Origin of the sequence: Mesorhizobium sp. BR1-1-3 (assembly GCF_020165455.1) — a bacterium.
Taxonomy (GTDB): domain Bacteria; phylum Pseudomonadota; class Alphaproteobacteria; order Rhizobiales; family Rhizobiaceae; genus Mesorhizobium; species Mesorhizobium ciceri.
In genome coordinates, this window is record NZ_JAIUIC010000014.1 from 129523 (window position 1) to 151669 (window position 22147).

Sequence of the window (22147 nt, forward strand, 5' to 3'; positions counted from 1 at the left end):
AAGCTCAAAACCCAGCCTGATCGCGAAACAACTCCGCATTGTCCAGCTTCGACACCTCGATCACCGCTTGCGTGCGGCTGTACACATTGAGCTTGCGCAGGATTTCCGACACATGCGCTTTCACCGTGGTCTCTCCCACCTGCAGCTCGTAGGCGATCTGCTTGTTGAGCAGGCCCTGGCGCAGCATCTGCAGCACGCGCAGTTGCTGCGGCGTCAGCGTCGACAGGCGCTGCACCATGTCGGCGCGGTCGGCGCTGTCGGCGTCCGGCGGCCGGCCTTCATAGGTCTCCGGCACATAGATCGCGCCTTCCATCACCGAGCGGATGGCTGCGGCGAGGTCGCTCTTGCGCGCCGATTTCGGGATGAAGCCGGCAGCGCCATAGGACAGCGCTTCGGAAATGATCTTCGGCTCCTCGTAACCAGAGACGATCACCACGGGCAGGCGCGGATAGCGGGTCCGGAGTTGCAGCAGGCCGTCAAAACCGTGCACGTCGGGCATCGAGAGGTCGAGAAGCGCGAGGTCGAACGGCTTGGCATCGGCCAGAAGATCGAGCGCCTCGGTGATCGAGCGCGCCTCCACCGTGTCGACTTCCGGATAGGCCATCTGCACGGCGCTGTGCAGCGCCTCACGAAACAGCGGATGGTCGTCGATGATCAGGAACCGGGCGCGATCGTGGGTTGCGGTCATGGGGTTCATTTCAGTTCGTGAGCGATTAGAATAACCTCTCCACCATGGCCAGATTATTGCCAAATAGTATATCGCCATCTCCGGCGGAAAGTGCCGCCGGCACTTTCTCGACCAAATCGCCTTGTCCAGGCCCCCAAATCGGTCGAATGTTCCGGCAACCAAGCAGAGACCCTTGATGACAGAATTCGTCCTTCCCCTGCCCGCAACCGCATCGGTGGCCGTTGCCGGCTCGTCCGATCGTTTTGCGGTGCGCCGTATCTACTGCGTCGGCCGCAACTACGCGGCGCATGCCCGCGAATTCGGCAATGACGAGCGTGATCCGCCCTTCTTCTTCACCAAGCCGGCCGACGCGGTGGTCGATTCCGGCACCGCTATCCCCTACCCGCCGCTGACGGCCAATCTGCACCACGAGATCGAACTGGTGGCCGCGATCGGCAAAGCCGGCTTCCGCATTCCCCGCGACAAGGCGCTGGACCATGTCTGGGGCTATGGTGTCGGCATCGACCTCACCCGCCGCGATCTGCAGGACGAGGCCAAGAAGGCCGCCCGGCCCTGGGACTGGTCGAAGGCCTTCGACCGCTCCGCCCCTTGCAGCCCGTTGGTGCAAGCGCACGAATCCGGCCACCCACAGAAGGGCCGCATCTGGCTCGCCGTCAACGGCAAGGTCAGGCAGGATGCCGACCTCGCCGAACTGATCTGGCCGATACCGGATATCGTGTCGATCTGCAGCGAGGCGATGGAGCTCGAGCCCGGCGACCTGATCTTCACCGGTACGCCGGCAGGCGTCGGCGCGGTTGGCCCCGGCGACACGATGACCGGCGGCGTCGACGGCATCGGCACCATCGAAATAACCATCGGCCAGCCGAAGTGAGCGCATGAGCAAACTCGTCCTGCACAACTACTATCGCTCCTCCACCTCCTACCGGGTGCGGATCGCGCTGGAGATGAAGGGGCTGAGCTACGACTACATCCCGCATCATCTGCGCCATGGCGAGCACCTCGAACCAGCCTATCTCGCGGTCAATCCGCAAGGGCTGGTGCCGGCGCTGGTGCTCGGCGACGGCACGCTGCTGACGCAATCGCTGGCGATCATCGAATTCCTCGACGAGACCAGCCCGGAACCACCGCTATTGCCAGGGGATGCGGCCGGTCGGGCACGGGTCAGAATGCTGGCGCAGATGATCGCCTGCGACATCCACCCGGTGAACAATCTGCGCGTGCTGACCTCGCTGCGCACGCTGTTCGGCGCCGGCGACGAGGACGTCGTCAACTGGTTCCGCCACTGGGTGAACGAGGGCTTTCAGCCGCTTGAAAAGATCCTGGCCTTGTCGGCGGAGACCGGAACATTCTGCCATGGCGACGCGCCGGGTCTGGCTGACATCTGCCTCGCCGCACAGATTGCCAGCAATGCCCGCTTTGGCGTCGATCTGACGCCCTACCCGACGATCGCGCGCATCAACGCCGCCTGCATGGCGCTGCCGGCCTTCCAGAAAGCGGCGCCCCAGAACCAGATCGATGCCGAATAGAGAAGCCACCGATCCAGAGGAAGTAAAGGTGCTTGCCGACATCGAGGCCTATGGCTGCCATATCCTGTACGTGCTGGAGGAAGGCGACCTGGCGCCCTTCGCCTATTCAGTCGGTATCGAGCACAATTTCGGGGCTCCAGAATTGGTCGTGATAGGTCTGAGGCCTGAAATCTCGCAGTCCATCATCAACGAGTATTGCAGACGGGTCCACTCAGGCGAGGTTTTCGAACCAGGACAGCGAACGTCCGGCTTCGTCAAAGACTTCGACTGCCAGTTCGACGCTGTTCATATCGAGCACTACCCCGAGCATTTCGGCTGGGATCTCTGGTTCTACGACGGCCCGGATTTCCGTGTCGTGCAGCTGATTTTTCCGACGACTGAAGGCATCTGGCCATGGGACGCCGAGGCCGACGACTGGTTCCGAGCCTGGCAGCCGCTGCTCGACACGGCTCCCGCGTCCCAGGCCTGATCGACGGCATCAATTTCGGACTCGCCGCGCCAAGGAATCGGCTATCTTCGCGCTTCGATGCGCGTGGTCCGTGAAATTATTTGGAGTTACATCGATGAAAGCCGTCGTCTTCGAGAAATTCGGCGAAGCGCCGAGGATCCAGACCGTTCCTGATCCGAAGCCGGCAGCCGATGGCGTCGTCATCAAGGTCGAGGCGACCGGTCTGTGCCGCAGCGACTGGCATGGCTGGATGGGTCATGACGAAGGCATCACGCTGCCGCACGTGCCGGGCCACGAACTTGCCGGCATCGTCGTCGCCGCGGGCAAGCAGGTCACGCGCTGGAAGGCCGGCGAGCGCGTCACAGTGCCGTTCGCCGTCGGCTGCGGCCGCTGCTTCGAGTGTAATTCGGGCAATCACCAGGTCTGCGAGCACCAGACACAGCCTGGCTTCACCGGCTGGGGCTCGTTTGCCGAATATGTCGCCATCGAACATGCCGACACCAATCTTGTGCGCCTGCCCGACGAGATGGAATTCGCCACCGCCGCCAGCCTCGGCTGCCGCTTCGTCACTTCGTTTCGAGCCATTGTCGACCAGGGCCGGGTGAAGCCGGGCGAATGGGTCGCGGTGCATGGCTGCGGCGGCGTCGGCCTGTCGGCGATTATGATTGCCAGCGCCATGGGCGCCAATGTCATCGCCATCGATCTCACCGACGAGAAACTGGATTTCGCCAAAAAGATCGGCGCCGTCGCCACCATCAATGCATCTACAACGCCGAACGTGGTCAAGGCGGTCAAGCAGATCACCAATGGCGGCGCGCATATGTCGATGGACGCGCTCGGCCACCCGACCACCTCGTTCAACTCGATCGCCAATCTGCGTCGGCGCGGCCGCCATGTGCAGGTCGGCCTGATGTTGGGCGAACACGCCCGGCCGCAGGTGCCGATGGACAAGGTAATCGCCTTCGAACTCGAAATCCTCGGCAGTCACGGCATGCAGGCCTATCGCTACCCCGCGATGATGGAGATGATCCGCCACGGCAAGCTCAAGCCGGAACTGCTCGTCGGCAAGAAGATCAGCCTCGACGAGGCGCCCGCAGCCTTGATGGCGATGGGCGGCTTCGAGGGCATCGGCATTGGGGTGGTCACGAAGTTTTAGGCGAGGACGGCACCGTCGTCAGGCAATCGCGCGTCGTGGCAATTCCTGCTTCGCGAATCGCTTGGCGCCTACGACGCAAAGCACGACGCCAAGCGTAACGACCACCATCAGCGGGCTGACCTGCTCCTGCAGCAGCGTCGCTGCCAGTGCCAGCCCGAAAAATGGCTGCAGCAGCTGCAACTGTCCAACCGCGGCGATGCCGCCTTGCGCCAGCCCGCGATACCAGAACACGAAGCCGATCAGCATGCTGAACAACGAGACATAGGCAAGCCCCATCCACGCACTGACGCCGACGCCGTCGAACGACGGCGGCATTGTCAGCAGCGTCAGCACCAGCATGATCGGCAGCGACAGCACCAGCGCCCAGCAGATCACTTGCCAGCCGCCGAGCCTGCGCGACAGCGCGGCGCCCTCGGCATAGCCGAGGCCGCAAGCGATGATGGCAGCCAGCATCAGACCGTCGCCGACCGGCGAGGCAGTCACGCCCTGCGTCAGCGCAAAGCCCGCGACCAGCGCGCTGCCGATGCATGAAAACAACCAGAACGCCGGGCGCGGCCGATCGCCGCCGCGCAGCACCCCGAATATCGCAGTGGCCAGCGGCAGCAGGCCGACGAAGATAATGGAATGGGCCGTGGTGACGTGCTTCAGCGCCAGCGCGGTCAGCAAGGGAAAGCCGACAACCACGCCAAGTGCCACGATCACCAGCGACAGCAGATCGCCGCGCTCCGGGCGTTTCTGCCGAAACAGGAGCAGCAGCGCAAGGCCAAGCAGTCCGGCAATCGCCGCCCGGGCCGAGGTCAGGAATGTCGGATCGAATTCCCTGACCGCCACGCGCGTCGCCGGCAGCGAGCCGCTGAAGATCAACACGCCGATGAATCCATTCATCCAGCCACTCGCGGTCTTGTCCATCGTATGCTCCGTTTGTCGGCTCCGTATCGCGCGGAGCCGGTAGTATCGCCAGAGACAATGCGGTACAATTATGCAAAACTGTCATGGTCAGCAGAGCAGTACGGATGGACAAGCAGACTACAGGAAGCGAGAGCGGCGGTACGCTGGTCGAAGGCGTCATGGCGACGATCCGCCAGCGGATCGCGGCGCGCAGCCTGACGCCGGGAGCGCAATTGCCGTCGATCCGCGCCTTTGCCAAATCCATGCGAGTGTCCAAATCCACCGTGGTCGAAGCCTATGAGCGGCTCGCCGCCGAAGGCGCGATCCGCTCGCGGCCGGGCTCCGGCTTCTATGCCGCCGGATCGCTGGCGCCGCTGTCGCTGGCCGAAATCGGCCCCCGCCTCGACCGCGCCGTCGATCCGCTCTGGATCTCGCGCCAGTCCCTGGAGGCCGGCGATGACATGCTGAAGCCCGGCTGTGGCTGGCTGCCCGCTTCATGGATGCCACAGGCAGGGCTGCGCCGGGCGCTGCGCACGGTGGCGCGTGCCGACGATGTCGCACTGGCCGATTACGGCACGCCGCTCGGCCTGCCACCGCTGCGGCAATTGCTGGCGCGGCGCATGGCCGGGCATGGCATCGAGGCCTCGCCCGAGCAGATCATGCTGACGGAATCAGGCACGCAGGCCATCGACCTCCTGTGCCGGTTCCTGATCGAGCCCGGCGACACCGTGCTGGTCGACGACCCCTGCTACTTCAACTTCCACGCCCTGTTGCGCGCTCACCGGGCCAAGGTCGTCAGCGTTCCCTACACGCCGTCGGGGCCGGATATCGATCTGTTCGCGCAGGCGTTGGCCGAGCATCGGCCACGCCTCTACATCACCAATTCCGCCATCCACAATCCGACCGGCGCGGTGCTGTCGCCAGTCACCGCGCACCGGCTGCTGAAACTCGCCGATCAATCGCAATTGACCATTGTCGAGGACGACATCTTCGCCGATTTCGAACATGCGCCCGCCCCCAGGCTGGCGGCGTTCGATGGTCTCAACCGCGTTGTCCATATCGGCAGCTTCTCCAAGACACTGTCGGCATCGGTTCGCTGCGGCTTCATCGCCGCACCGCGCGACTGGATCGAGCCCCTGACCGACCTCAAGATCGCCACGACCTTCGGCGGCGGCCGGCTCGCGGCCGAACTGGTGCTGACGTTGCTGAAGGACGGCAGCTACCGCAAGCACATGGATTTGCTGCGCGCGAAGCTTGCGCGCGCCATGGGCGAGACGGCCGCCCACCTGAAAGCGATCGGCATCACGCCGTGGATCGACCAGCCGGCTGGCCTCTTCCTGTGGTGCAGCCTGCCGGACGGCGTCGATGCGGCCGAAGTCGCCCGCCGCTCGCTGGCCGACAACATCGTGCTGGCGCCCGGCAACGCATTCAGCCTGTCCGGAACGGCTGGCCGTTTCCTGCGCTTCAACGTTGCCCAATGCGCGGACGAGCGGATTTTCAGGGTGCTCGAGGCGGCGATGGCGCGTTGACGCGCATCAAGCTGATCCTGTTGCCTGGGCAACCTTCGGCTGCTAGGGAAACGCGAGCGCACTCGAGAGAATGTCTGCGCCGTCATTTTCCGGGATAGCGTTTATGGGAACCAGCAAGTCAGCAGACAAGTAGGCCGCAACAGCACTTCGTTGTTGCGGCGGCCCGTCATTTCCCATCTTCATTGAGAACGGCAGATCGCCGCCAAATGTAGCCATTTGAGCGGATGTTCAATCATGCCTTTTCCAAAAAACCCGACATGGACCACTTCCCTGCCAGCAGCCATGGTGCTGATGGCGCCCTTCGACATCCTGGCCTCGCTGGCCATGGACATCTACCTCCCGATTGTCCCGGCGATGCCGGGGATCCTCGAGACATCGCCTGATGTCATCCAGCTGACGCTGAGCCTCTACATGATCTGTCTTGGGCTCGGCCAAGTCGTCTTCGGCCCGATTTCCGACAGGATCGGCAGGCGCCCGGTGCTGATCGGTGGCGCGCTTTTGTTTTCAGGCGCTTCCTTTCTGCTCGCCAGCACCTCGCTGGCCGCTGTCTTCGTCGTCCTGCGCGTCGTGCAGGCCATTGGTGCGTCCGCCATTCTCGTTGCAACCTTCGCAACGGTTCGCGACGTCTATGCGCAAAGACCCGAAAGTGCCGTCATTTACGGCCTGTTCAGCTCGATGTTGGCTTTCGTGCCGGCGTTGGGGCCGGTTGCCGGTGCGTTGATTGCCGACAATTTCGGCTGGCGGGCGATCTTCCTGACGCTCGGAGTCCTGGCCACGGCAGCTACCCTCAATGCATGGCCGAAATGGCACGAAACCCGCCCCTCGAATGGCGATACCAGGCGAATGGCGCTTCGACCCATTCTCTCCAGTCTTGCCTTTTGGACCTACACGCTTGCATTCAGTGCCGCCATGGGCGCCTTCTTCGTGTTCTTTTCGACTGCGCCACGGGTGCTCATGGATCGGGCCGGCTTTTCACAGTTCGGCTTCAGTCTAGCCTTCGCCACCGCGGCGCTGGTGATGATCGTCACCACCCACTTCGCCAGAAGGTTCATTGCAAGCTGGGGCATCGCCGGCAGTGCCATCAGGGGCATGGCGATGCTGCTGTTCGGCGCGGCGCTATTGGCAGTGGGGCAACTGTTCGCACAGCCGTCCTTCGCGACATTTATCTTGCCGATGTGGGTCGTTGCCGTGGGTATCGTCTTCATTGTCTCAGTCACCGCAAACGGTGCACTCGAGGCGTTTGGCGATGTCGCGGGAACCGCAGTCGCACTCTACTTCTGCATCCAGAGCCTTGTCGTCGGCATCTTCGGCACGTTGTTCGTCGTCCTGCTCGGCGGAGACACGGCGTGGCCGCTGGTCGCCTACTGTTCGGTCATGGCGACGCTCACACTAAGCGCACTGAGGCATTTGCAGAAACGCCAAACCGAATAGACTGGACAGATGAGAAGCCTGGGCGGTTGGCGCAGGCTTCTCATCGTTGTCAGCGCGACGCCGCACACACCTCCCGCACACAGTCGCGCAACCAGCGTTGCGCCGGATCGGCATCGAGGCGCGGATGCCAGAGCATGGAGATAGTGACTTCCGCGGTGGCAACCGGCAGGGGAAAACTGCGCATGCCGGCGCGTGCGCCCTCGGTATGCCGCTCCGGAACGCTGGCGATCAGGTCTGATGTGCGGGCCATGGCAAGGGCTGCCGAGAAACCGGAAACCATGCACACGACGGTCCGCCGCAGCCCGAGCCGGTTCAAAGCCTCGTCGATCGGCCCTTTCTCGCGGCCACGCCGTGAAACGCTGATGTGTCGGCCTGCGGCATAGCGCTCAGGCGTCACCGCGCCCTCGGTCAAGGGATGGCCCGTTCGCACGGCGCCGATGAAGCGGTCGCGAAGCAACGCCTGGATGCGCACCTCCGGGCCGGTCTCGCCAGCGACGCCTATGTCCAGATCGATCGCCGCGTCGCGCAACGACATGACGTCCCGGTCGGACTTCGGTGCAAAGCGCAGCCGCACGCCGGGCGCATCGGCCTGGATACGAGCAACGAGACGAGGTGCGAACTCTTCGACGAAGCTCTCATTGGTGCGCAGCGTGAAGACCCTGTCCAGGTTCGGGAGATCGAGCAAGGTGGCAGGGCGCAGGATCGCCTCCGCATCCTGGACGACACGGCCTACCTGCTGTCGCAGTTCTTCCGCACGCGGCGTCGCCACAAGGCCTCGACCGGCGCGAACCAGCAGCGGATCGCCCGTCGCCTGGCGCAGTCGCGCCAGCGTGCGGCTCATCGCCGAAGGGCTGAGGCGTAGGCGCCTGGCGGCGCGCGCCACGCTGCCTTCGGTCAGCAGGACGTCGAGAGCGAACAGTAAGTTGAGATCGGGTGATGTCATCGGCAGATCATGACATGATATGGCGCCAAACGCACGAATAAGATGCAAATGCTGCGCCTTCCGCCACATTCGCCAAGGAACTAGATCTCCAGCAGTTCCGGTTGTGGGACTGATGGAAGGAGATCGCCGTGGCAATCGCTGAGCAAAATCCGGACGCGCTGACATCGGCGCCACCACGGATGCAATCCGCCGGCTGGGCGTTGGCAAGCCTGTCGCTCGCCACACTGCTGTCGTCGCTGGGAACCAGCATTGCCAGCGTCGGGCTGCCGTCGCTGATGCAGAATTTCGGCGCGACGTTCCAGGCCGTGCAATGGGTTGTTCTGGCCTATCTCCTCGCCATCACCACACTGATCGTCAGCGCCGGCCGGCTGGCCGACATGTTCGGGCGCCGACCGTTGCTGCTTGGGGGCATCGCGCTGTTCACGTCCGCATCGGTGCTCTGCGGCCTGGCGCCGACACTCTGGCTGCTGATTGCCGCACGCGCCGTGCAGGGACTTGGCGCAGCGCTGATGATGGCGCTGACGCTGGCCTTCGTCGCCGAAACCGTGACCAAAGACAGAATCGGCGGCGCCATGGGCCTGCTCGGCGCCTTGTCCGCGATCGGCACGACACTTGGCCCCTCGCTCGGCGGCCTTTTGATCACCGGCTTCGGCTGGCGGGCAATCTTCCTCGTCAATGTCCCGCTGGGAGTGCTCACCTTCGTTCTTGCCTGGCGTGCCCTGCCGGCACGCAATAAAACCGCGCGGCTCGACCGAGGCACGTTCGATGTCGTGGGCACCGCCCTGCTGGCCCTGACGTTGGCCGCCTATGCGCTGGCGATGACGCTGGGCAGAGGCAATTTCGGCACGCTCAACATCGGCCTGCTGATCGCCGCCGGCACCGGCGTTTTTCTTTTCGCCGCCGCGCAGGCGAGAGTGAAAAACCCCTTGATCCGGCTTGCCAGCTTCCGCGATCTTCAGCTGAGTGCCAGTCTCGCCATGAGCCTCGTCGTCGCCACGGTGATGATGGCGACGCTGGTGGTGGCTCCGTTCTACCTGTCGCGCGGGCTCGGGCTGGATGCTGCAATGGTGGGTGCGGTGCTGTCGACCGGCCCGCTCGTCTCGACCTTGTCGGCGTTGGTGGCCGGACGCCTGACCGACCGCTTCGGCGCTCATAGGATGATGGTCGCAGGCCTGCTCAGCCTCACGACAGGCACGTTCCTGCTGTCGCTCGCCGTGACCAGATTCGGCATTGCCGGCTATGTCGTTGCGATCACCGTCACCTGCATCGGCTACGCGCTGTTCCAGACGTCGAACAATGCAGCCGTCATGACCGGCGTTGACGCGGGTCAGCGCGGCGTCGTCTCCGGTCTGCTCAACCTTTCGCGCAATCTCGGGCTCATCACCGGCGCCTCGTTGATGGGCGCCATATTCGCCGTCGCATCGGCCGAAGGGCACGAAGGCATTGGTCTTCTGAGTTCCGAGGCCGCCGCCCGGGGAATGCAGGTCACCTTTCAGACGGCGACGGTGCTGGCGCTGGCTGCGCTGTTCCTCGCACTGCTCTCGGCCCGCGCCACAGGCCGCGCAGAATCCAGGGCTTCGTGACGCGCACACCGCTCAGAGAGTAGAATTCCAAACAGGCTCAGGCACCTGCCCGCTTGCGGCGTTCATAGAGCATGACCAGCGTTTCCGCCGTCAAGGCAGGCTTTTCCTCGCCTTCGATCTCGACCGTGTTGGCCGCCTTCATCAGATACTGGCCCGGGCCCCTGTCCTCCATGGACAGCAGCGTGATGCGCAGTCTGATGCGGGCGCCGACCCTGACCGGCGCCAGGAAGCGTACTTTGTCGAAGCCATAATTGAAGGCGGCCTGCGTATTCTCGGGCACGATGCCCATGCCGAGCGCCAGCGCGCCGATGATCGACAGCGTCAGATAGCCATGCGCGATCGTCGTGCGGAACGGGCTTTGCCGCCGCGCCCTTTCAGGGTCGACATGAATCCATTGATGGTCGCCGGTGCATTCAGCGAACTGATCGATGCGGTTCTGGTCGACCGTCGTCCACTCCGACACGCCGAGTTCCAGCCCGGCCATCGTCCTCAACTGCTCGTAGGTAGGCGGCGTTTTAGGCCGTATTTCGTTCATTCCTGGTTTCCCGATCGCTTCCAGAGCCTCCGGACCACGAACTGACGGCCTCTGTCAATTCGCTCTACGCGAATCCGTTCCGTCGATCTCGGCCGCAATCGTGCCACGCCGCCGGCGCAGTCGCAGGCCAACTCGGGCTTTCCGGGCTTCAGGGCGGCCGGCAGCCATGAACCGGTCCCGGCCACATCCGCTACTTCTTCTCGTAGCCGGCGCGGATTTCCTCCATCGCCTCCTTAATGCGGGTGCGCAGGATGTCGACCGATTCGGCACCGGATTTCTTGACCAGTTCAGCCACTTCGCCGGCATTTTTCAACGCGGCCTCGAAGGACTTTCTGGCAAACTCCGTCTGTTTGGCCATCAGTTCCTGCGGATTGCCCGGCGCCCTGTAGCTTTGCGCCATATCGGTGACCTCGCGCAGCGTATCCTGCAGCATCTCGCGCTGCCGGGACAACAGCGAGGTGGCGCCGGCGGCACCGGCTCGTGCCGATTTCTCCAGCGCTTCGAGGTTCTTGCGATGATGGGCAAGGATCGCCTCGACATCGACATTCGGCACCTTCAGGTCGCGGCCGAACCTGCCGAACATGTCCATGAAGGAATCGGATTCCGGTTGTTTTGCCATGCTTGTTTGCTCCCCTTTGCCGCGGATGCGGGCACCCTCGGATGGAGAATAACACTCGCGTGCCGTGAGTCCATTCGGACGCGGAGGAATGAGCGCCAGTCTGGCCGCGCATCAATTCACGAGGAACAGCCGCTCGGCCACATAGAGCACGACACCGGCGAGGCCGCCGATGATCATGCCGTTGAAGCGGATGTACTGCAGGTCCCGGCCGATGTTCATCTCGATCAGCCGCGTCAGTTGCGCGAGATCCCAGCGTTTGACCTGGTCGGCGATGAATGTCGACACGCCGGCCTTCTGGCTCTCCACGAACGACGCCAGCGCCACCACGAACCCCTGGTTCATGTCGGCCCGGATCTGCGCATCGCCGGCAAGATGCCGGCCGACCTCGACGAACATGTTGGCGAGGTGCGCACGGATGACCGAATTCGGCGCCTTGGCATCCTGCTCGATGAACTGGCTGAGGCTTGCCCACATGTCGCCGGCCAATCCCTTGACCTCCGGCCGGCCCAGGAAGTCGCGCTTCAGCTTTTCGGCCCGTTTGGCGTATTGTTTCGATGTCCTCAGCTTATCGATGAAGCCTTGGGCGAAGCTGTCGAATTCGGCGCGCAGCGGGTGGTCGGGATCGGCCCTCACTTCGTCGAGCAGCGAGCCCGCCGAGGCGACGATCTTCTTCAGGAGATAGGCGTCGGCGCGGAACAGGTTGAACAGCGACGGCAGTTCCTCGCGGATTTTTTCGCGCATCGTTGCCAGCGCTTTTTCGTCATTGAGGAACCGCCCGATCACCTTGGTGAATTCGTCGAACAATTTCTGATGGCGGCGATCATCGGTAAGCGCCGAGAGCAGTTCGGCGGCCAGCGGCGCCAGCGGCACCTTTTCGATCTGTTCGAGCATGCGGCTGGTGACGAAGCCGCGCAGGCCGGATTGCTCTATCGCCGCAAGCGTCTGCGGCACCAGCGGCACGATGAAGCGCGACAGGCCGGCGGCGCGCTCCGTATCGGCCAGCCAGTCGGCGACGAGTGCCGAGAAATCGACCTCGGCGAGCTTTTCACGCACCGGTTCAGGCGCCAGGAAGTTGACCTCGATGAAGCGGCCGAGATTGTCGGCGATGCGGTTCTGGTTCTCGGGGATAATGGCGGTGTGCGGGATCGGCAGCCCCAGCGGCCTTCGAAACAGCGCCACCACCGCGTACCAGTCGGCGAGGCCGCCGATGGTCGCCGCCTCGGCAAAGGCAGCGACGAAGCCGAGCCACGCATGGATGTGCTCGAACGATTTGGCGAGCGCAAACACCAGTACGCAAAGCGCCAGCGCGGCCGCCGCGAGGAATTTCGTCCGCCGCAACGCGGAAAGCTTCGCATCCGCTTCGGCATCGAAACGGACCGGCGTCAAGGGCGAAGCCGATTGTGACATGGGTGAGCCGCTCCTCGTCGATCTCAGCCTATCTTAGTGTTCCGACGGCCGAAATACCCGCGACAGCCGGTTTCGCCCGGCATCTTGCCCGGCTGCGCACACAAAGTTGAGGAGAAAATTCATCTATCGCGCCAAGCTAGTCTGGAATTATTCCAAGGTATAGGCCATATTCCGCCTGGGCCAATGTGGCGAATCCGGAATTTCGGGTCAAAGCCGCATCAGCAAAATTTCCAGATCTGGCGTGGGTTGCACCGCCCCAGTGCCTTGTGAGGACAATATGCGGCTTACGCGCCAGACCAACTATGCCATGCGCATCTTGATGTATTGCGCGGCAAATGACGACCGATTGAGCCGTATTCCCGAGATCGCGGCCGCCTATTCGGTGTCGGAGCTTTTCCTGTTCAAGATCCTGCAGCCGCTGGTCGAGCACGGCCTCGTCCAGACTGTGCGTGGCAGGAATGGCGGCGTCAAACTTGGCCGGGCGGCTGAAGCCATCAGCCTGTTCGATGTCGTGCGCGTGACGGAAGAGAGCTTCGCCATGGCCGAATGCTTCGAGAACGATGCCGCCGAATGCCCGCTCGTCGACAGCTGCGCGCTGAACTCGGCGCTGCGCGAGGCCCTGAATGCGTTTTTCGCAGTGCTCGCCCGCTATACGATCGCCGATCTGGTAGCGGCGCGGCCGAATGTACGCAACCTGCTCGGCATCGACATGCTGATGGAGCGCCGCGCCCCGGCTGCCTAGCGTATTTCTCCCCGTTCTACGGAGAGAAATGCCCGGCAGGGCAATGAGGGGCGGCGCCGACTTCGACAATTGGCGCGGGAAGCGCAGGAAACCGCCATTCGCAGGCCCGGCCTCACCTGAATATCAATAGACCGCCGACTGCGGCAGCACGAACGGCATATTGCCCGCCGGCAGCACGCCGACCCTGAGCCGGCAGTCGAACACTTTCTCGATCAGATCATCGCTCAGCACGTCCCGCGGCGATCCGGCGGCGGCCAGCCGGCCGCGATGTATGACGAAGATCCGCTCCGCATACATGGCCGTCAGATTGAGGTCATGCAGGATGGCGACCACGCCACCGCCCCTTCTGGCGAAGTCGCTGGCAATGTTCATGATGATCAGCTGGTGCTTGATGTCGAGGCTGGACACTGGCTCGTCGAGGAACAGAAAGCGCGGCTTGCCGTCGAGCACCGGCGCCCAGACCTGGCACAGCACGCGCGCCAACTGAACGCGCTGTTGCTCCCCGCCGGAAAGCTCCTGGTAGAAACGGCCGGCAAAGCCGTCGAGATCGACACGCGCCAGCGCCCGTTCCGGCAGCCGCGCATCCTCGCCCGGCAAGGCGCCCGAACGGCCGCCGACGAGACCAAGCTTGACCACTTCCCGCACGGTGAACGGGAACGACAGCGTCGTCGCCTGCGGCAGCACCGCGCGATGGACGGCTGCCTCGGCCGGCTTCATCGTCGAGAGATCTCGGCCGTTGAGGGCAACGCGGCCGGTATAGGCGAGTTCGCCGGAGAGCGCTTTGAGGAAGGTCGTCTTGCCCGAACCATTGGGGCCGACGATGGCGGCGATCTCGCCGGGCCGCGCGTGGAAATCGACACCACTGACGATAGGCTTGCCGGCGATATCAACCGAAACATCCTTTGCCTCGATCATCAAGCCTCACAAATCAACCACGCCGCGCTTGCGCAGCAGGATCCAAAGGAAGAACGGCGCGCCCGCTATCGCGGTGACGATGCCTATCGGCAGTTCGGCCGGCGCAACGATGGTGCGTGCGACCGCATCGGCCAGAAGCAGCAGCGAGGCGCCGAGCAGCGCCGACGCCGGCAGCAGATAGCGATTGTCCGGACCAATCAGCAGGCGCAGCAGATGCGGCACCACGATGCCGACGAAGCCGATGCCGCCGCTGACGGCGACGGATGCGCCGACCGCGGCGGAGACGCCGACGATGGCCGTGTATTTCAGCCGCTGCACCGGAATGCCGAGATGACCGGCGGTCGCCTCGCCAAGCGCCAGCGCGTTGAGGCCGCGTGCCAGGAACGGCATCGCCGCCAGCGCCAGGACGATGATCGGCCCTACCGACGCGATCTTCGCCCAGGTCGCACCACCGAGCGATCCGAGTTGCCAGAAGGTCAGGTCGCGCAACTGGCGATCGTCGGCCATGAAGATAAGGATGCCGGTCAGCGCCATGGCGAGTGCCGCCAGCGCGATGCCGGCGAGCAGCATTGTGGCAACCGAGGTTTGCCCCCGCCGCGTCGCGACCTGATAGAGCATCAGCGTGGTGGCGAGCCCGCCACAGAAGGCCGCCAGCGGCAGGGCAAGCGTGCCGAGCAAGACTGTCACCGGAGCCAATATCGTCGCGCCGAGCACGATGACGGCAACCGCGCCGAGGCTGGAGCCGGCCGAGACGCCGATCAGGCCGGGGTCCGCCAGCGGATTGCGGAACAGCCCCTGCATGACCGCGCCCGAGACGGCGAGCGCCGCGCCGACCAGCATGCCAAGGATGACGCGCGGCAGGCGGATGTCATAGACGATCAGGCTGTCGCGGGCGCTCAACGCGGCGTCGTCAGGCACTGCGCCGAACAGCTGGCCCCCGATGACGTTGGCGACCGATGCGTCCGAAGCCCCCGATGTCAGCGACAGAAAAACGGCAGCCGCGAGCCCCAGGCACAGCAGAAGGATGACGATGCGGGCGCGGCCCGACCGGTCGCCTTCGGATACGCTTGCCATCACCGGGCCGGCGATCGATTGATCGACCATGATCTGCCTGCTCAGTCCGTGACCTGCCCGCCATAAAGCGAGACAGCGAGGTCGTGGATGGCATCAGCCGTGCGCGGCCCGAAGCCGAGCAGATAGGCGCCGTCGATGCGGATCAGCTTGTGCGCCGTTCCGGCCGGCGTGGAGGCGATCGACGGATTGCCGAACAGTTCGTCGTCCGAAACCGGAGGCCCGGCATTGCTCATCATCAGGATCACGTCCGGCCTGGCGGTTATGATCGCCTCGTCGGACATCTGCTTGTAGCCGGAAAAGCCCTCGACCGCGTTGACGCCGCCGGCCAGCTTGACCATGCCGTCGGCGGCGGTCTCGCTGCCGGCCGCCAGAATCTTGCCACCCTGTATCGACAGCACGAACAGGATGCGCTTGCGCTCCTTGATCGAAGCCGTCTGCTTCTCGGCGGCCGTGAGCTTGGCATCGATCTCCTTGGCCAGCACCTCGGCCTTGGCGTCGACGCCGAGCGCCTTGCCGACGATGCGGACCTTCTCGAGAATGCCTTCGTGGCTGTAGTGCTCGGGCACCTCGATGAACGGCACGCTCGTCTTCTTCAAGACATCGACTGCTTCCTTGGGGCCGCTGCCATGCAGCGCCAGGATGCCGGTCGGGTCGACCGACAGCACACCCTCCGGCGACAGCGCGCGCATATAGCCGACATCGGGCAGCTCAAGCGCCGCCTTTGGGAACCGGCTGGTGGAATCGCGTGCCACCAGATGCTTTTCCTGGCCGAGAGCATAGACGATCTCGGTGATCGAGCCGCCAATGGCCACGATCTTTGAAGGATCGGCAAACACGGCCGTGCCTTCCGCGGCGCTGGCGGGTTGCAGTGCGATAACAGCCATGGAGAGACCGATCACCGGCCCCAAAATAGATCCGCGCACAGCCGACAATCTTGGGAAAACACTCATAGCATTTTTTCTCAGGCTGCGGTCGGGCTTGGGATGCGCGGCAGGTTTTCCGCCAGGAAGCGCCAGTCGTCTCGCTCGCTTTCGCCTTCATGACGCTTGCCGAAGAACTGGATGATCATCTTGCCGTCGGCGTCATAGACCTCGAGCGAGGTGACATGACCGTCCTTGGTCGGCTTGCGCACGGCCCAGACCTCGTGGATGTGGTCGGTGCGCAGATGCAGGTGGAAGGTTTCGTCCAGCACGTTGATCCATGGTCCCATCGGCTTGATCGACTTGATCGGACCGGAATGGATCTGGATGCAGCCGCGGTTTCCCACAAAGCACATGATCGGCATCTCGCCCTCCGCGGCATGATGAAACATGGCCCGGACCGCCTCATTGTCGAGCTGCCAGGCATAGTCCTGCCCAACCAGGCGCACCGCCTGCCGGCGGCTTAGTTTCAGCGTCTTCAGCATACCAAAGAACTGGTGCACATCGGTCAGCCGGCTCCAGCGGTCACGCAGATCGTCGAGATTGGCGGCCGCTTCGTCGCCATGGATCTCGTCATCGGGGAGTGGCCCCGAGATGTCGACCGTCGGTTCCTGGTTGGACGATTCGAGCGCGGCGACCAGCTTCTGATAGGCATAGAGGCTGGAGGCCGGCCGCAGATGCACCTTGTGCACGGCCTCGCCTGCCGCATCGAAGAACTGGAGGCTGCGGCGGATTTCGTCGCCGTCGCGCTTCTCGACGGCAAAGCCGTGTGCCCAGACCTTCGGGAAGATGCGCAAGTCGATGTTTTCGCCAAGCACCATGGCATTGTGGGTGCCGGTGACGACCTTGTCATAGACGCCGATCTTCTCGTGCACCGCGCTTTCATTGCGGGTCAGCGCCATGACCTCGCCGACGGCCTCGAGGCCGGTCAGAAGATCGTTGACGCGCGGCTCGATGCGGACGACGCCGTCCCCGCAATGCGCCGCGACCAGTTCGGCTTCCGAAATGCCGAGATGGGCAGCCAGATCACGCTCGCGCGTCTTCGGATTGTCTGTCCGTGCCCGCCGGATTTCATGCGGGGCGGATTTTACGCGCTGATCCATGTCTCGGTCCCTGTTGCCTTGTCTTACTTGTTGAGAATGAGCTTGCCCTGGCGGGTGATCTTCAGCCGGTAGAGTGCACCGTGATGCTCGATGCCTATCTCGTGCTCGCCCTGGAACAGGGTGTTGCTGGAAAGGGTTCGTACCGCCAGCGGAACCCGGTCGAAACGGGGGGAGGCATCGTCGGAACGGCGGACGCGATAGCGAAAATCGTTGGGATTGTGGGTGTTCATCTGGATGGATCCCTTTCCTGTGCCGGGCGTCTGGCTAGGCGTTGCGTAATCCGATTCATTTCTTGACTTGAATAATCATGTTTACTAGTCAGTGCAATACCGGATTAAATGAGTCAACATTTAAGACGCCGGCGACGATCAAAAATGCCAGCCAGCCCCGGGCCAGCCAGCATCAAACCTGGACTTTGGAGTTGGGGCATGGGGTTTGTGACTTGGGAATGGCGCGGCCGGTCGGCTGCGAACGGCGCGGCGGCATTGCTGGCAAGTGTGGCGGCGATTGCCTTATCGGCGCAACTGGCCAACGCCCAGCAGGCGGCGCAGCCGACAGATCAAACGAAGAAGGCTGAAGAGGAAAAGGCAGCACCAGCGGGAGCAACGCTGCTCGACAAGATCCTCGTCATCAGCCGCACCGGCGAGACGGCGATCGAATCGCTGGCATCGGCCAGCCATGTCGGCCAGGAACAGCTCGACCGCCGCATGGCGACGACGCCCAATGAGATGCTGCTCGGCGTGCCCGGTGTCGCGGCGCAGGTCGACGCCAGGCGCGTCAGCACCAGCATCAACATCCGCGGCCTGCAGGATTTCGGTCGCGTCGCAGTCATCGTCGATGGCGCACGACAGAATTTCCAACGCTCCGACCACGGCACGCAGTCGACCTTCTACATCGACCCCGAACTCGTCAAATCCGTGGATGTTATCCGTGGTCCTGTAGCCAACACCTACGGCTCGGGCGCCATCGGCGGCGTCGTCTTCTTCGACACCAAGGATGCCGAGGATTTCCTCAAGCCTGACGAAACATGGGCCGGTTCCGTCACGGGACGCTATGAGAGCAACGGCAAGGGCTGGACCGCAAGTGCATCCGGCGCCTACCGCATTAACGAGAATTGGGACGTGCTGGGCAACATCGTCTACCGCGACTATGACGACTACAAGGATGGCGGCGGCGACACCGTCAAGGGCACCGGCTTCGACGTGCTGAGCGGACTGCTCAAGACCAGCATACGCCCGACCGACAACAGCGAACTGAAGCTCGGCTGGGTCGGCTCAAGCGATGGCTGGAACGAGATCAGCGGCGGTGCGCCGGTCAATGACGTCGACCTGAAGTCGAACACCTTCACGGCGCGCTACAACATCACGGATGAGGACAAGAGCTGGCTCGATCTCCACATCAACACCTCCTACAACAAGACCAACCTCGATCTGACCAGCCTTGTCCCGCAAAACCGCTTTGATCCGGTCACCGGCCTTCCCGTTGTCTTGCCGGCTGGCTCGACGTCGACATTCGACATCGGCACGACCAGCATCGACCTCTGGAACACGTCCCGGTTCGAGACGAGTGGGATCGCGCACGAGCTGACATATGGCGGCGACTGGGCCGGCGACAATGTCAAGACAGGCGGCGCGGCTGGTGGCGACAGTTTCTACACGCCTTCGGGCAAGCGCAACGTTTCGGGCGCCTATGTCCAGGACAAGCTCACCTGGGAGTGGCTCGAAGTCATCGCCGGGCTGCGTTACGACAACTACAGCCTCAAAGATGACACCCACGACATTTCCGGCGACAGGGTATCGCCGCGCATCACCGTCGGCGTCTCCCCGTTCGAATCCGCAGGCCTTGCCGGCCTTCAGTTTTATGGCACCTATGCCGAGGGCTATCGCTCGCCATCGATCACCGAGACGCTGATCAGCGGCAATCATCCGGCAGGCGTCAGCTTTCCGTTCCTGCCCAATCCCAATCTGCGGCCGGAAACCGGCAAGACGACCGAATTCGGCGTCAACTACAAGCAGAACGACATCCTCGAAGCCGGCGATGCGCTGCGCATCAAGGCAGCGTATTTCAACAATGATGTCGAAGATTACATCGATGGCGTTACCCTGTCGCGGTTTGACCCGACAGCCGGTTGCCCGAGCGGACCCGGTATCCCGATATGCTTCCAGTACCAGAATTTTGCCAAGGCCAAGATCGACGGCTTCGAACTGGAGGGCGTCTATGATGCCGGATGGGGCTATGCCGGGCTCTCGGCTTCAATCACCAATGGTCACACCATTTCCTACAAGGGTGTGGAAGCGGATCTCGCCACGATCCCATCATCCCAGGTCACCGCGCAGCTCGGCTTGCGCTTCCTCGAGGACAAGCTGACCGTCGGCGGCGAAGTGCAATACAATGGCAAGCCCAAGGGCAATCCGATCGCCGAGGACTACACGCTGGTCAATGCCTTTGCCAGCTACCAGGCGACGGACAATTTGAAGATTGATTTCCGCGCCGACAATCTGTTCGATGTCAAATACGCCAACCCGCTCAACCTGACTACGGCCGGCCAGCCGCCGCAGCCGGTTTTCGCGGCCTACGAGCCCGGCATAACGCTGAAGCTGGCGGCAACGATGCGGTTTGGAGGCTGATTGCCATGACGAGCTTGACGACACCCCTTCGTCTGCTGACCTCGATGCTGGCGATGTCGCTTGCGATGGTTTCGGCGTGGGCGCAAGAGTCCGCGCCGGTCCCTGCGCTCACCCTGGAACTCAATGGTGCGCAACCTTCCGACAAGGGTTGCCGCCTGACGTTCGTGGTCAACAACAATCTCGGCGCCGACCTGTCCAAGGCCGCCTTCGAGATCGCCTTGTTCAACGAGGCAGGCGTCGTCGACCGGCTGACCGTGCTCGATTTCAATGAATTGCCGGCGGGCAAAACCAAGGTGACGCGTTTCGATCTGGCCGGCACCGAGTGCTCGAAAGTCAGCCGCGTGCTGATCAACAGCGCGACCGAATGCACCGGTACCGGCGTCGAGCCGAACGCCTGCATACGCAAGCTGAAGACGGACACCAAGACCGGTATCGCCTTCGGCGTCTGAGGTGGGACTGCATCCCGCATTCCTGCAAAACAAAGCGGCGTGGCCAGCTGCCGGCCACTGCCGACTGCCGCTGCGAGCGAACGATCTTGATTTGACAATTCTGCTCTTGTCGCTGCAGGTCTCGCGGCGAGACATGCAGGATATCAGCCCCCTCCCCGAAGCCGGCGCCGAGCTGGCGATAGAGCCAACCGAGCCGCTCGCGCTGCCGCGGCCATCGGCTTGGAACCGCAAATGGACGGCGGCGATCGTCGTCTCCTGCGCGCTCCACGCCGCCGTGGCGGCGGCTTTTCTGATCTCGCCTTCGGGGATTTCGAGTTCCCAGAATGCCGAGCAGCCGGAAGGCAGTGATCAGTCGGGCACCAACGTGGTCGGCAGCGCGCTGGACAAGGACCCGACGGCAATAAACGTTGCACTGGTGCCCAGCCCGCAACCGGCCAAACCACAGCCGGCAACACCGCCCAAGCCGTCGCAGCCAACGGAGGCCTCCCAACCTGCCGCGGAAGCGGCAAAGCCGCCGCTCAAGTCTTTGCCGGAAGCTGTCAAACCGCAGGCGGTCACCCCGGACATACTGGTGGCCGGCGCCCCTCGCCCCGATGATCAGAGCGTGGCTCCCAAGACCGAAGCGCCGGCACAGCCGACCGTTCAGCCCAGGAGCACCGAGGCGCCTGTCGCCGTTCCAGAACAGCCGCCGATCCCCAGCGCGAGGCCCAGTCCGGCAGCTGCCCCTTCAAAGACGGCGGATGAAAAGCGCGGCACGGCGGATGGCCAGGACCTGTCGGCGCAAGCGGCCAGCAAGGGCAAAAGGCAAAACGAGGCAGGCACTGCCGCGGAAGATAACTACCGCGGCGATGTCTTTAGAAAGCTCGGCAGCGTCAATCGCACTCTGCCGCCGTCCCTACAACTGGCGGCACGCAACAATGCGGTTGTTAAATTCGTCATAGGCAGGAAGGGCAACATAAATGAGTTGCGCATCCTGGAGACCTCAGGGTCGGCGGCTTTCGATCAGGCGGCGCTTGGCATTATCCGCAAAGCAGCCCCCTTCCCTTCGATTCCACCACAGGCAGCAAGCGCAAGTTTGGAGTTCGAGACCGAAATCGGCCCATTTTGAATGTGCGCAGAACAAAACGCTGCGGCCGCAAATCATCAACATCCCTGTGAGAGGAAACCACCATGTACATCGCCATGAACCGCTTCAAGGTGCAGACCGGCTCGGAGAACGATTTCGAGGCCGTGTGGAAGAACCGCGATTCCAGCCTTGCGGAGATGAAGGGGTTCCGCGAATTCCACCTGCTGCGAGGCCCGGTCAACGAGACCGAAGGCTACACGCTGTTTGCATCGCACACGGTGTGGGCGAGCCACGATGATTTCATCGCCTGGACCAAGTCCGAGAATTTCCGCGCCGCCCACAGGAATGTCGGCACGACGAAGGTCCACTATCTCGGCCACCCCCAGTTCGAGGGTTTTTCGGTCGTCGAAGGCGCGTAATGCATGTTGCCCAAAAGTGGTCCCGGTTTGGGACAACGACATGCATAAAACAAAAGAGATAGAGACATTCACTGTTTCC

At 63.2% G+C, this 22147-nt stretch carries 23 protein-coding genes; 12 read left to right on the forward strand and 11 right to left on the reverse strand.

The window, feature by feature from the left end; genetic code table 11:
• Nucleotides 1-4 precede the first annotated feature (4 nt).
• Nucleotides 5-688, reverse strand: a complete 684-nt coding sequence (locus LB559_RS26815; protein ID WP_024503826.1) for a response regulator — start codon at nucleotides 686-688, stop codon at nucleotides 5-7.
• 175 nt (nucleotides 689-863) lie between these two features.
• On the opposite strand from LB559_RS26815, the gene LB559_RS26820 reads away from it, so the two are divergent.
• The 4 genes from LB559_RS26820 to LB559_RS26835 all read left to right on the forward strand — a co-directional run bounded on the left by LB559_RS26820 (nucleotide 864) and on the right by LB559_RS26835 (nucleotide 3818).
• On the forward strand, nucleotides 864-1559 hold the full coding sequence (locus LB559_RS26820) for a fumarylacetoacetate hydrolase family protein (protein ID WP_024503825.1): 696 nt from the start codon (nucleotides 864-866) through the stop codon (nucleotides 1557-1559).
• A 4-nt stretch (nucleotides 1560-1563) separates the two neighbouring features.
• On the forward strand, nucleotides 1564-2214 hold the full coding sequence (gene maiA / locus LB559_RS26825) for a maleylacetoacetate isomerase (protein WP_024503824.1): 651 nt from the start codon (nucleotides 1564-1566) through the stop codon (nucleotides 2212-2214).
• Nucleotides 2204-2683 (forward strand): DUF4262 domain-containing protein, encoded by a 480-nt coding sequence (locus LB559_RS26830; RefSeq protein WP_224675382.1) that lies wholly within the window; start codon nucleotides 2204-2206, stop codon nucleotides 2681-2683. The genes maiA and LB559_RS26830 overlap by 11 nt, the downstream gene beginning before the upstream one ends.
• Before the next feature lie 94 nt (nucleotides 2684-2777).
• Nucleotides 2778-3818, forward strand: a complete 1041-nt coding sequence (locus LB559_RS26835) for a zinc-dependent alcohol dehydrogenase family protein (protein WP_024503823.1) — start codon at nucleotides 2778-2780, stop codon at nucleotides 3816-3818.
• Nucleotides 3819-3836: 18 nt separating this feature from the next.
• Here LB559_RS26835 and LB559_RS26840 read toward each other — a convergent pair whose 3' ends face one another.
• Nucleotides 3837-4727, reverse strand: a complete 891-nt coding sequence (locus LB559_RS26840) for a DMT family transporter (protein WP_224675383.1) — start codon at nucleotides 4725-4727, stop codon at nucleotides 3837-3839.
• A 104-nt stretch (nucleotides 4728-4831) separates the two neighbouring features.
• On the opposite strand from LB559_RS26840, the gene LB559_RS26845 reads away from it, so the two are divergent.
• Both LB559_RS26845 and cml read left to right on the forward strand, forming a co-directional pair.
• Entirely contained in the window at nucleotides 4832-6235 is a 1404-nt protein-coding gene (locus LB559_RS26845) for a PLP-dependent aminotransferase family protein (protein ID WP_224675384.1), read from the forward strand.
• Nucleotides 6236-6469: 234 nt separating this feature from the next.
• On the forward strand, nucleotides 6470-7666 hold the full coding sequence (gene cml, locus LB559_RS26850; protein WP_224675385.1) for a CmlA/FloR family chloramphenicol efflux MFS transporter: 1197 nt from the start codon (nucleotides 6470-6472) through the stop codon (nucleotides 7664-7666).
• A 49-nt stretch (nucleotides 7667-7715) separates the two neighbouring features.
• Here the strand turns inward: cml and LB559_RS26855 are convergent, their stop codons facing one another.
• Nucleotides 7716-8609, reverse strand: coding sequence for a LysR family transcriptional regulator (locus LB559_RS26855; protein WP_224675386.1), 894 nt, complete (start codon nucleotides 8607-8609; stop codon nucleotides 7716-7718).
• Nucleotides 8610-8737: 128 nt separating this feature from the next.
• On the opposite strand from LB559_RS26855, the gene LB559_RS26860 reads away from it, so the two are divergent.
• A complete protein-coding gene (locus LB559_RS26860) occupies nucleotides 8738-10192 on the forward strand; it encodes an MFS transporter (protein WP_013531249.1) in 1455 nt (484 codons plus the stop codon).
• A gap of 37 nt (nucleotides 10193-10229) precedes the next feature.
• On the opposite strand, the gene LB559_RS26865 is transcribed toward LB559_RS26860, so the two are convergent.
• From LB559_RS26865 to LB559_RS26875, 3 genes are all read right to left on the reverse strand, one after another.
• Entirely contained in the window at nucleotides 10230-10727 is a 498-nt protein-coding gene (locus LB559_RS26865) for a MaoC family dehydratase (protein ID WP_013531248.1), read from the reverse strand.
• 190 nt (nucleotides 10728-10917) lie between these two features.
• On the reverse strand, nucleotides 10918-11346 hold the full coding sequence (locus LB559_RS26870; protein ID WP_024503818.1) for a phasin family protein: 429 nt from the start codon (nucleotides 11344-11346) through the stop codon (nucleotides 10918-10920).
• Between the two features lie 111 nt (nucleotides 11347-11457).
• A complete protein-coding gene (locus tag LB559_RS26875) occupies nucleotides 11458-12753 on the reverse strand; it encodes a DUF445 domain-containing protein (RefSeq protein ID WP_224675387.1) in 1296 nt (431 codons plus the stop codon).
• A 277-nt stretch (nucleotides 12754-13030) separates the two neighbouring features.
• Between LB559_RS26875 and rirA the strand changes: the two genes are divergently transcribed.
• The gene (rirA, locus tag LB559_RS26880) at nucleotides 13031-13495 is read left to right on the forward strand and encodes an iron-responsive transcriptional regulator RirA (protein ID WP_013531245.1); all 465 of its coding nucleotides are present in this window, start codon (nucleotides 13031-13033) and stop codon (nucleotides 13493-13495) included.
• 123 nt (nucleotides 13496-13618) lie between these two features.
• On the opposite strand, the gene LB559_RS26885 is transcribed toward rirA, so the two are convergent.
• From LB559_RS26885 to hemP, 5 genes are read right to left on the reverse strand one after another with little or no spacing between them, the layout of a single operon-like run.
• Nucleotides 13619-14410: a heme ABC transporter ATP-binding protein gene (locus LB559_RS26885; RefSeq protein ID WP_224675388.1), complete on the reverse strand. Its 792-nt coding sequence runs from the start codon at nucleotides 14408-14410 to the stop codon at nucleotides 13619-13621.
• A gap of 6 nt (nucleotides 14411-14416) precedes the next feature.
• Nucleotides 14417-15514 (reverse strand): FecCD family ABC transporter permease, encoded by a 1098-nt coding sequence (locus LB559_RS26890; protein ID WP_224675389.1) that lies wholly within the window; start codon nucleotides 15512-15514, stop codon nucleotides 14417-14419.
• Nucleotides 15515-15525: 11 nt separating this feature from the next.
• The gene (locus tag LB559_RS26895) at nucleotides 15526-16434 is read right to left on the reverse strand and encodes a hemin ABC transporter substrate-binding protein (RefSeq protein WP_224675390.1); all 909 of its coding nucleotides are present in this window, start codon (nucleotides 16432-16434) and stop codon (nucleotides 15526-15528) included.
• Between the two features lie 11 nt (nucleotides 16435-16445).
• Nucleotides 16446-17507, reverse strand: a complete 1062-nt coding sequence (locus LB559_RS26900) for a hemin-degrading factor (protein ID WP_224675391.1) — start codon at nucleotides 17505-17507, stop codon at nucleotides 16446-16448.
• A gap of 23 nt (nucleotides 17508-17530) precedes the next feature.
• A complete protein-coding gene (gene hemP / locus LB559_RS26905) occupies nucleotides 17531-17737 on the reverse strand; it encodes a hemin uptake protein HemP (protein ID WP_063172343.1) in 207 nt (68 codons plus the stop codon).
• A 198-nt stretch (nucleotides 17738-17935) separates the two neighbouring features.
• On the opposite strand from hemP, the gene LB559_RS26910 reads away from it, so the two are divergent.
• The 4 genes from LB559_RS26910 to LB559_RS26925 all read left to right on the forward strand — a co-directional run bounded on the left by LB559_RS26910 (nucleotide 17936) and on the right by LB559_RS26925 (nucleotide 22068).
• Nucleotides 17936-20134, forward strand: a complete 2199-nt coding sequence (locus LB559_RS26910; RefSeq protein ID WP_224675392.1) for a TonB-dependent hemoglobin/transferrin/lactoferrin family receptor — start codon at nucleotides 17936-17938, stop codon at nucleotides 20132-20134.
• Nucleotides 20135-20139: 5 nt separating this feature from the next.
• On the forward strand, nucleotides 20140-20583 hold the full coding sequence (locus LB559_RS26915) for a hypothetical protein (RefSeq protein ID WP_224675393.1): 444 nt from the start codon (nucleotides 20140-20142) through the stop codon (nucleotides 20581-20583).
• 274 nt (nucleotides 20584-20857) lie between these two features.
• Nucleotides 20858-21691, forward strand: a complete 834-nt coding sequence (locus LB559_RS26920) for a TonB family protein (RefSeq protein ID WP_224675394.1) — start codon at nucleotides 20858-20860, stop codon at nucleotides 21689-21691.
• A 62-nt stretch (nucleotides 21692-21753) separates the two neighbouring features.
• Nucleotides 21754-22068 carry an antibiotic biosynthesis monooxygenase family protein gene (locus tag LB559_RS26925; RefSeq protein ID WP_027039045.1) on the forward strand — a complete coding sequence of 105 codons (315 nt, stop codon included), beginning with the start codon at nucleotides 21754-21756 and terminating at the stop codon, nucleotides 22066-22068.
• Nucleotides 22069-22147: the final 79 nt, after the last annotated feature.